This window comes from Runella zeae DSM 19591 (assembly GCF_000423565.1).
Lineage (GTDB): Bacteria > Bacteroidota > Bacteroidia > Cytophagales > Spirosomataceae > Runella > Runella zeae.
Genome location: NZ_KE384048.1, coordinates 57,109 through 66,886, shown reverse-complemented (window position 1 = coordinate 66,886; position 9,778 = coordinate 57,109). Strand labels below are relative to the sequence as shown.

At 42.9% G+C, this 9,778-nt stretch carries 7 protein-coding genes and 1 pseudogene; 2 read left to right on the top strand and 6 right to left on the bottom strand.

Going from position 1 to position 9,778, the window contains the following annotated elements; translation table 11 throughout:
• The 5 genes and pseudogenes from G563_RS0132680 to G563_RS0132660 form a co-directional block, all read right to left on the bottom strand.
• Positions 1 to 292 (bottom strand): annotated as a pseudogene (locus G563_RS0132680) (hypothetical protein); the annotation flags it as partial.
• Between the two features lie 321 nt (positions 293 to 613).
• Positions 614 to 3,733, bottom strand: a complete 3,120-nt coding sequence (locus G563_RS0132675; protein WP_028669042.1) for an efflux RND transporter permease subunit — start codon at positions 3,731 to 3,733, stop codon at positions 614 to 616.
• Positions 3,734 to 3,760: 27 nt separating this feature from the next.
• Positions 3,761 to 4,819, bottom strand: coding sequence for an efflux RND transporter periplasmic adaptor subunit (locus G563_RS0132670; protein ID WP_028669041.1), 1,059 nt, complete (start codon positions 4,817 to 4,819; stop codon positions 3,761 to 3,763).
• Positions 4,820 to 4,836: 17 nt separating this feature from the next.
• Positions 4,837 to 6,162, bottom strand: a complete 1,326-nt coding sequence (locus G563_RS0132665; protein WP_028669040.1) for a TolC family protein — start codon at positions 6,160 to 6,162, stop codon at positions 4,837 to 4,839.
• A gap of 78 nt (positions 6,163 to 6,240) precedes the next feature.
• Positions 6,241 to 6,717 (bottom strand): MarR family winged helix-turn-helix transcriptional regulator, encoded by a 477-nt coding sequence (locus tag G563_RS0132660; RefSeq protein ID WP_028669039.1) that lies wholly within the window; start codon positions 6,715 to 6,717, stop codon positions 6,241 to 6,243.
• 182 nt (positions 6,718 to 6,899) lie between these two features.
• On the opposite strand from G563_RS0132660, the gene G563_RS0132655 reads away from it, so the two are divergent.
• Both G563_RS0132655 and G563_RS38370 read left to right on the top strand, forming a co-directional pair.
• The gene (locus G563_RS0132655; RefSeq protein WP_028669038.1) at positions 6,900 to 7,553 is read left to right on the top strand and encodes a response regulator; all 654 of its coding nucleotides are present in this window, start codon (positions 6,900 to 6,902) and stop codon (positions 7,551 to 7,553) included.
• A gap of 103 nt (positions 7,554 to 7,656) precedes the next feature.
• On the top strand, positions 7,657 to 7,986 hold the full coding sequence (locus G563_RS38370) for a hypothetical protein (RefSeq protein ID WP_157585786.1): 330 nt from the start codon (positions 7,657 to 7,659) through the stop codon (positions 7,984 to 7,986).
• Here G563_RS38370 and G563_RS0132650 read toward each other — a convergent pair.
• Positions 7,927 to 9,762, bottom strand: coding sequence for a tetratricopeptide repeat-containing sensor histidine kinase (locus G563_RS0132650; RefSeq protein WP_028669037.1), 1,836 nt, complete (start codon positions 9,760 to 9,762; stop codon positions 7,927 to 7,929). The genes G563_RS38370 and G563_RS0132650 overlap by 60 nt on opposite strands.
• Positions 9,763 to 9,778 lie beyond the last annotated feature (16 nt).

Below are 9,778 nucleotides of genomic sequence, written 5' to 3'. Positions count from 1 at the left end.
CCAGACTCGGATGCAAATAAAAAGCCAAACTACGGTTATCCCCGATGAGGCCAAGACCAGAATTAGCTTCAATTTGAGCACGATTCTTCTCCAAGTTTACTTGGGTAGTATCTTGGAAAATCAAATAATGTTCCGCCTCTATTCTCTGAGCAGTATCTTGGGTAATGGTCGATATGATAGAGGTTGTTGTCACTTTTGAGTTATTGAAAAAACGATAGTAGGCCATCTGGTCAGCCCAACGATTGGATAACTTATAAATAGTTGTTTGAGATTTCTGAGTCATTAAAGATAATAACTCATCCCCGCGTACATTGAGCCGTTTGTCTCCAAAATCAAAACCAAAAGTGCTTTTTTTAACATAAAAATTTTAAACTTTACACAACAAAGATAAATCATTCTTGTGTATAAACCGTAGCTCCAGAAAGGAGAAGGGCTTTCAAAGTCCCCATCTCCAGAAAGGCCGCGACGGCGTACCGTGAGGGGGATTTAGGGGACGGTCGGCCGCTGCCGTGAGGTTGAACAGAGGCCGAAGATAATTTGGTGATACTAAGCTTTTGAGACAGCCTCTTTCTGATTGAAATGAACTTTACTAAAAATGGGTGAATATATAGTATCAGGCTACTTCAGCTAGTTCCATTTTTTTGGGCTTTTTGCCTTTACCACTAAATCTATCTTTGAGGCGATCTACGATGAGATAAGTAGCAGGTACTACAAACAAAGTAAGTACCAACGAACTCGTCAAACCACCGATGATGACCCAAGCCATGCCGTTTTTGGTTTCGGCACCGGCACCGCTTGCAAGCGCAATCGGGAGCATCCCAAACACCATCGCAAGGGTGGTCATGAGGATAGGGCGCATCCGTTCTTTACCAGCTTCGATAAGTGCATGAATCACGTCATGGCCTTGTTCTTTGAGCTGATTGGTAAAATCGACAATCAAAATCGCGTTTTTGGCCACCAAGCCTAAGAGCATAATCATCCCCACAATCGAGAAAACCGTCAAACTTTCCATCGTAAGAGCCAAGGCAAGCAAGGCCCCAATCAGAGCAACTGGAATCGAAAACAAGACCACAAAGGGATAAACAACGCTTTCGTAAAGCCCCACCATGACGAAATAAACCAACAAAATTGCAATGCCTAGCGCTAATCCAAGACTCCCGAAGGCATCGGATTGCTGCTGCATTTGGCCGAGATATTGTACCGAAACGCCTTCGGGTAGTTTAACGTCGGCCATTTTTTTCTGAATATCAGCGCCCACGGTCCCTACCGGCCGTCCCACTACTTGGGCATTGACGGTGATAGAAGATAGACGGTCGATACGTTCGAGTACGCTCTCGCCAATTTGTTCTTGGACCTTAGCAAACTGTGACAATTCAAACGATTTGCCTTGATTGTTTACAAAAAGTAGATGACTTACATCTTGCAAATTGCTGCGGTCAAACTGATCAAGACTAATGAGAATATCGTACTCATTGCCGTTTTGTTTGAATTTAGAGCGGTCGTTGCCACGGAAAGCATTTTGTAGCGCCATCCCTACGTCAGAAGCACTGATACCTAGCTGCGCCATTTTTTCGCGGTCAAGCTGAACCGAAATCTCAGGTTTGGGGTCTTTTACCGAATATTTTACATCTTGAGTACCAGGAATCGACTCCACCACTTTGAGCACTTCTGCGGCTGATTTACGGATAGTTTCTAAACTAGTTCCTTTGATGGCAATCTGAATTGGTGCTTGTGAATTTCCCACAATACTCGCAGGACTTACTGTGACTTTTACGCCGGGTAGCTGACTCACTTCTTTTTTGAGCATTTGCCCAAAATCATCGGTGGAGATAGTTCTTTGTTTTTTGTCAATAAGCTTCACATTTAGGTCGGCGATATTGCTATTGGACGAAGTTCCCAAACCACTACTCGTATAACCTACATTGGTAAAAACATTGGTCACCTCAGGGTGCTTCATGATGATTTGTTCGGCTTGTTGGGCGAGGGTATTGGTCTGATAAATAGACGCCGTAGGAGCCAATTCGAGCTGAATACTCATTTCGCCTTGGTCACTTTTGGGCATGAAAGCTGCCCCAATAAAACCCGCAGGAACCAACGCAACTGAGCCAATAAACAATGCCAATACGCCCAGATACATCCAACGTTTGTGCCCCAAAACCCATGAGAGATAGTGCGTATAAACCTCAATGATACGGTCGAGGAGGCGTTCAAAACCAAGGTTGAGTTTGCCCCATAGACTTTTAGGATTGAGCGTTTCTACTTTTCCAAAACGTGATACCAGCAAAGGAGTAAGGGTAAACGATACCACCAAACTCATGAGGGTTGAAAATACAACTACGAGCGAAAACTCCCGTAGGATATTGCCAATCAAACCGCCTGTCATGGCTAGAGGTACAAACACCACAACGTCAACCAACGTAATCGCCAAAGCCGTAAACCCAATTTCATTCCGACCGTCTAAGGCGGCGGTTCGTTTGTCTTTGCCCATTTCTAGGTGTCGGTTGATGTTTTCCAAAACCACAATCGAGTCATCGACCAAAATCCCTACTACCAGCGAGAGCGCCATCAAAGTCATAAGGTTGAGCGAAAAACCCGCTAGATACATCAGCAAAAATGTGGGTAAAATGGAGGAAGGCAGTGCCACCAACACAAACAACGACGAACGGAAGCTGTGTAAAAACATCAGCATCACGACCGATACAATCAGAATAGCCAAAAACAAATCATCTACCACCGCGTGTGCCGATGCCAAGGTATAGACCGATTGGTCAGAAGCAATGGTGAATTTGAGATGTTTGTTGCCGTGTTGGGTTTCGAGAGCGGCGATTTTTTTCTGTACCAACTCACTTACCGACACGGCATTGGCGTCAGATTGCTTGAGAATTTGAATCCCAATCGAAGGCTTGGCATTGATGTGGTTGATAGCCGTAGGTTTGGCGGTAGCATCTACCACTTCGGCTACGTTTTTGAGCAATACCTCGCTGCCATCGGCGCGGCGAGCCACTACTAAGTCGCGCATCCGATTGGTAGTTTCGAGTGTTGCATCAAATCGGATAGAATATTGGGAGTTGCGGGTTTCGAGTTGACCCGCCGGATAACTCGTGTTGGCGTTGTTGATGGCTTGTGATACCTGCACAATCGACACCCCGTATGCCCGTAGCTTTTCGCTGCTAACATTGACTTGGATTTGGCGCTCGTTGCCTCCAATCACATTGACTTGACCTACCCCGGGCACGTTGGAAAGCTGAGGCTTGAGGTCGTCGTCGATGAGGTCATATAGTTCGGTAGGTGACAAATCTGCCGTAACGCCCATCCGTAAAACGGGTAATTCGTCGGTCGAAAACTTATTGATAATGGGTCGGTCTGCTTCGTCGGGAAGAGAGTTGATGATTTGTTCTACTTTACGCTGCGCATCTTGTTGAGCCAAAGTGGTATTGATACCATTTTTCAATTGAATGGTTACGATTGATACTCCTTGTTGCGAAATCGAGGTCATGCGGTCGAGACCTTCTAGCGACGAAAGTGCGTCTTCGATGCGTTTGGTGACGTTGGTTTCTACCTCGTCGGCAGAAGCACCGATATAAGTAGTAGCTACGCTGATGACGTTGGCTTCAAATTTAGGTAATAAGTTATAAGACAATTGTTTATATCCCAATACCCCAAACAAAATCAGCACGATAAATACCGTTGTGACAAGCAACGGCCGTTTGATGGCTATTTCGGTAATTGACATGGTTGTTAATGTTTTGATGACTGTGTTTTATTTCGTAATCTGCACGGGCTTGCCTTCGCTGAGGTTGAGCTGACCAGTCACTACTACTAGATCGCCCGCTGTGAGGCCATCGAGTACTTCTATTTTATCCCCCAACTCTCGACCGATTTTGATGACGCGCTGTTTGGCTACATTGTTGTCAATCACATATATATAGGGGTTTTTGAGGCTTTCGACCAAGGCCAAGCGTGGAATTTGGAGGGATTTTTGGTTTGATTTTTGAGAAAAATCGACGTTTACAAAAGTCCCTGCTTTGAGACTACTAGGGTTGGCAACGGTGATTTCGACGGGATAGTTATGTTCGGTAGTTCCTTGGGGAGCGATGTAAGAAATCTTACCAGAAAGTGTTTTGCCAGGCATGACGTCGGCGGTGATATTGACCGACTGCCCGAGGCGCAGTTGATACACATCACTTTCATTGACCAACACTTGCACTTTGAGGCGAGCTACATCAAGTACTGTACCCAACACCGCACCTGCATTGATAAACTCTCCCGGTTCGATATCTTTCTTGACAATTTTGCCGCTAATCGGTGCTTTTACATTCGCGTCTAGGAGTTGCTTTTTGATTTGCTCTGCTTGGTTGAGCGCATTTTCGTAATTGTATTTTACCTCATTGACCTGAAGCTCGGTGGTAGCATTGCCGGCCAATAAGTTGTTGTAGCGTTCTACATCCTTTTTCAATTTGTTGATGGTCAACTGAGTGGATTCGAGCGACAACTCTTTGAGTTTATTATCCAATTGAACCAAAACGGCTCCTTGGCTGACTTGCGACCCCAAATCAAAGTTTACATTGGTGACGCGCCCGGCGGTAGTAGCGGTGATACTCGCTTCTCTAAAAGGAATAAGATTGCCGGTTTTGACGAGTTGCTGGCTCACGGCTCCTTCTTCTACCCGGCTGACAGTCACCGGAATGGGCGTATTGACATTGGTGGTAGGTAGTTGATTCTGGGCATCAATTTTTTGTTTGTTGCCCATCAATTTAAAGGCGATAAAAGTGACAATGGCTAATACGGACACTATCACAATAAGCGATGTCTTTTTCATTGCTTTGGCTGGATTGCTTAGAGTTGGTTATAAAATGTAAGTAAAGTGCCCTGTGATTGTTCTAAATCAAGGCGGGCCTGATAAAAATTGATGAGAGAATTGATATAGTTGGATTGCGCCTGACGGTACGAGTTGTCGGCGTTGATTAAGTCTGTCAACGACTTGGTGCCTTGTTTGTATTGGAGCGTGGTGATGTTATACACTTCTTGCGCTAGTTTTACATTACGGTCGTCGTTTTGGATGTTGGTTTGGGTTTTTTGCAGTTGCGTTTGGGCGTTGTTAAACTGTAAACCAAAAGAGGCCATATTAAGCTTCAATTGTTCTTCTTGGGTCATGATAGTGAGGCGTTGTTGTTGTACTTGGGCATCTCGCTGAAAACCGTCAAAAATGGGGATATTGAGCCGTAGCCCTACGCTTCCGAAGCCAGTGAAATTGCGGAATCCATCCGTAAACTGATTGCCCAAAGCTAATGTACCGTAGTTGGCGGTCAAGTTGAGCGTAGGCTGGTATCCTGCCTTAATGCGTTGTAATTGAAGCTTTTGAAGTTCCAAATTTGTAACAGCTTTTTGGTAAGCTACCAAACTGTGCGTATTAAATTGGGGTAGCTCTACTGCGGGGATTTGGCGCAAAATCACCGAATCGGCAATGCTCAAGGATTGTTCTTGAGGTAGGCCCATTTGGTATTTGAGACGATTGAGCGCAAAAGCAAGGTTGTTTTCACTGACCGACAGTTGCGACTGTGTATTGTTATAACTTACTTCGGTATTGCTATAATCAATCGGCTGAATCACCCCATTGTCGCGTTGCAGTTTTAAGATATTCAAGACTTGCTGCGTGCGTTGGAGGTTGTCTTTGAGCAAATCAATTTGCTGCTGTACAATCAAGACTTGATAGTAATTGGTGGCGATGTTGTAGATGATTTCTTCGCGCGTTTGGCGTACGGTCAGGTCGGCCAATTTCTGATTCGGTACGTTGGCTTTCATGCCAAGCAATGCCGATTTGTCATAAATGGTTTGGGTAAGCTGGGCCGACAGGTTGGTTTGGTATTTTGAACCTAATGAAATACGGGTAGGCTCAGGGCCAGCAAATCCCGCTGGAAGCAAGGTGGTTTGTAGTTTGAGGTTGTCGGTAAAGTTGCCCGTGGCCGACACCTGAGGGAGATAGGTTCCCAATGCTTGTCTTGCTTGTTGATTGGCGGTTTCGGTTTGGTACTGGGCCACGCGTACCGTCCCGAAGTGTTGAAGCCCATAGTCGATACAGGCTTTGAGTGACCAATTTTGCTGTGCCATGCTAGGCAGAGCTGGCACCAATGAAATCATTAAAAAGGCTGCTAATCGTTTCATGATTTGTAAAAAATAAAGAAAAGTTTGTAATGTTGATATGTCAATAGTAGACATGTCAACTAATTGTCTAAAAAAATATTAATTATCAATTCGTGCGGCTATTTTTTTCAAAGTAGCCAAAAGCATAGTTGTTTCTTCGGGAGTGAGGTATGCTTCGATTTCGTCATTTAGTTTAGAGGCCATTTCTGAGATTTTGTCAATCGTTAATTTGCCAGCGGGGGTAAGTTGGACGATATTTTTACGACGGTCTTGGGAATCAGGGGTGATTTTGACGTAGCCATCACGCTCCAAAGTGCGTAGAGAACGCTGAATACCTGATTTGTCTTTTTGCAAAAAATTGGCAATGTCTTGCTGAGACAATGACTCACCTGTAGAATGACTTACCAAAAATAGAATAGGAAATTGCTCTATTTGCAACGATGAGCCTGACTTCGCTAGTTCTCGATTTACCTTCCTGATAAATAAATGAGAGACATGATTGATATTGAAAGTAAGAAACGTGCCCAGGCGGTTCCAGATTTTCTCTTTGATTGATATGACTTCGTTGTTATCCATGGCACAAAAGTAAATTAAGTTGATATGTCAACCAAATGTTTTTTAAAAAAGTTTACGAAAGGAAAAAAAGCGTGGTAGGTGGTAGCAGATTATAAAAGCCGTTTGATAAATTCTTAAGAAGAAACTCATCTTACTTTCTATTCAAACAATTATATTTACTCCCAATCTTTACTCTAGCATCGATGAATCAAGTTATACAAATTGTACTCGTAGATGATCATCAGATTATTATGGATGGTCTTAAATATTTGTTTGAGTCGATTACAAACGTAAAAGTAGTGGCGACTTTTACGGATAGCCGTCGAGTGGTTCCTTTTCTTGAACTCCATCCAGAAGTGGATTTGATAGTGGCAGATTTGCATATGCCACACCTTACCGGAATAGACCTTACGCTGCAAATCAGGCATCTTTATCCCCAAGTGAAAGTGTTGCTACTGACGATGGCCGAAGACGCTACGCATATCAGAGAAGCCGTGAAAGTAGGGGTAAACGGCTATATCCTAAAAAAAACCAGCCGGGAGGAGTTGGAAAAAGCCTTGAAGTACCTCATGGCTGGTAAAAAATACTACAGTGAAGAGGTGATTGATGAACTTGCCTCATCACCTACCGACGACCTCAACAATGCCCGCCCTGATACGATTCAGCGCCTCACCTCCCGCGAAGTAGAAGTACTCAAACTCATTTCGCAAGAAAAATCAACCGCCGAAATTGCCGACTCTTTGTTTATCAGTGTGCCTACTGTCGAGACACATCGCCGTAGCTTGATGATGAAGCTCAATGCCAAAAACGTGGTAGGGCTTGTCAAATACGCGATTCGGCATGGGTTAAGCCTCTAAAATCATGATTTTGAAGTGAAAATATCATGGAAAACCATGAGAGAGAAGGTGAATTAGATAAAATACTTTTGTGTAAGTTTCAAACTCTTAAATATCATATACAATGAGTGATTTAGGCAAATTTATCAGTTCAGTGGAAGAGTACATCAAAAGCGCTACAATGTTGGATACAGACGGAAACCCTACTCAACAATTTAAGGTGTTGTTTGGGAATTGTAGTGTAGTGGACGGGGATGTGATTTTAGGGCATGTTAGGATTCCTCGAAAAAGCGTATTATATACTTCTGACACTTTACCCAACGAAGGAGAGCCTGCTAAAAAGATGTTTCTTGCAGTGACGGCCAATACCTCCTCTGATTATTCGTTGATAGAGTCATTGGGTCATCCCGATGCCCAAGAAATGAATCAATACGATAGTAAATATTTTTTCTAATACAATCACAAAGTGTGTGCCATTTGGGCTTGTCTGCACGGTGAAGGTGCCATTTAATTCCTTGATTCTCTGTTGAATATTTCTAAGGCCTCTGCCATGGTTCAGTACTTCTTGAGGTATTCCTTGACCGTTGTCGCTTACCTCAATTTGCAGGTTTTGTGCTCTACTTGAGAAGCTTATAGAAGCAGCAGAGGCTTTAGAATGTTTGATGATATTGTTGATAAGTTCCAATAAAATGCTATAAAGTTCAAACTCAATTTTTTTGTCCAAGCGGGAAAATAAATCAGGTATTTTCAACTCAAATTTAATTTTCTTATTTCGATTAAGCTGTCTAGTGAGCGTCGCTAGGGCGTGTAGAAGTCCTTCTTTTTCGAGTTCTTCTGGAAGCAAATGGTGAGACATATTCCTTACTTGGTCATAAGATTCATTCATCATCTTGAGGATATGATCATAAATCTCAAGTTCGTGGGGAGTAAGAATATTTTTATTCATGGCAAGCATACTCCATCTCATGGCCGAAAGTTGACTCCCTAGGTTGTCATGAAGCTCGGCGGCTACGCGCTTACGTTCGGTCGTTTGGCCCGTAAAGTGCGCTTCTTGGATTTCAGCGTTTTTCTTACGGAGGGTACGATTGTTCCACAAAAGTAAACCTACTAACGCCAGAAACATTACCAAAATCCCGATTAGAAAATAAAGCGTAGTTTGTTGTTGTTGTTGGGTAAGTGTCTGGTTGTCAATGGTTTTTTGGTGTATTTCTCGCTCATTGTCGTATTGTTGGCGATATAGATTCAATTGCTTTTGGGTGTCGTTGCTCAGTAATTGAATTTTGGTGCCAAGGTATTTCTCGTGAAATTCAAGGGCTTTTTTGTAATCTTTGAGCCCTTTGTAAGCATTAAAAAGGGACTCATATGCCCATAGCATATCTTCCAAACTTTGGATGGGAGCAGAAAGCTCAAGGGATTTTTGACTAAAAACGATGGCATTGTTGAAATCTCTTTTTTTGACATACAGATAGGCTAGCTCCTGATAAGGCCCAGCGAGGTCCGATTCCGAACCGCTTTTTTTAAAGTAAACTATAGCTTTTTCTAAATAATCATAGGCTGCTTCAAATTGGTTTTTGACAATCAAGTAATCTCCCCATGAATAATAAAGATTGCCTAGCCAAAAGTCATTTTGAAGGGTCGTAAATAAGGTTTCGGCTTTTTTAAAAAAAGGGACAGGGTCGGCGTCGGGGAGAGTTTTGAGGGTAGTGGCCAAATTTAAGTAACAAGCCCCAAGCTCTTTTGTGTTTTTTTGGGTTTCGTGTATTTTGATTAGTTTTTTATAATAATAAATGGCTGAATCCTTTTGGTTAAGGGTACTAAAATAATCGGCAATGAGGCGCAAGGCTATCAGCTTGGAGTTCAATGAATTGGTTTTTTCTGACAAGGTCAGAGATTGATAAGCGAGCTGAATAGATTCGTAGGTCTGACCCAATTTAAATTTTGTTCTGCTCAAATCTTCATAACTCATTATTTGTCCTTTATGCCAAGCGATTTTTTTTGAAAGCTCAAGAGCTTGGTTTGCATAGTGAATGGCAGTTTTGTAATCTGGATAATAATAGTGAGCAAGGCTTAGTTTATGTTGGAGTACAATGGTTTGAGTATCTTTTGAAAAGGAAGGATTAGCGTTTTGAATATGCCTCAATACCCGCTTCAAACTATCAATTTTCTTATCTTGTGCCAATAAAGTCACACCCAAAAAACAACAACTGAAGGTCAGCCAAAAACGCGACATTAGGGAAAGAGTTAAA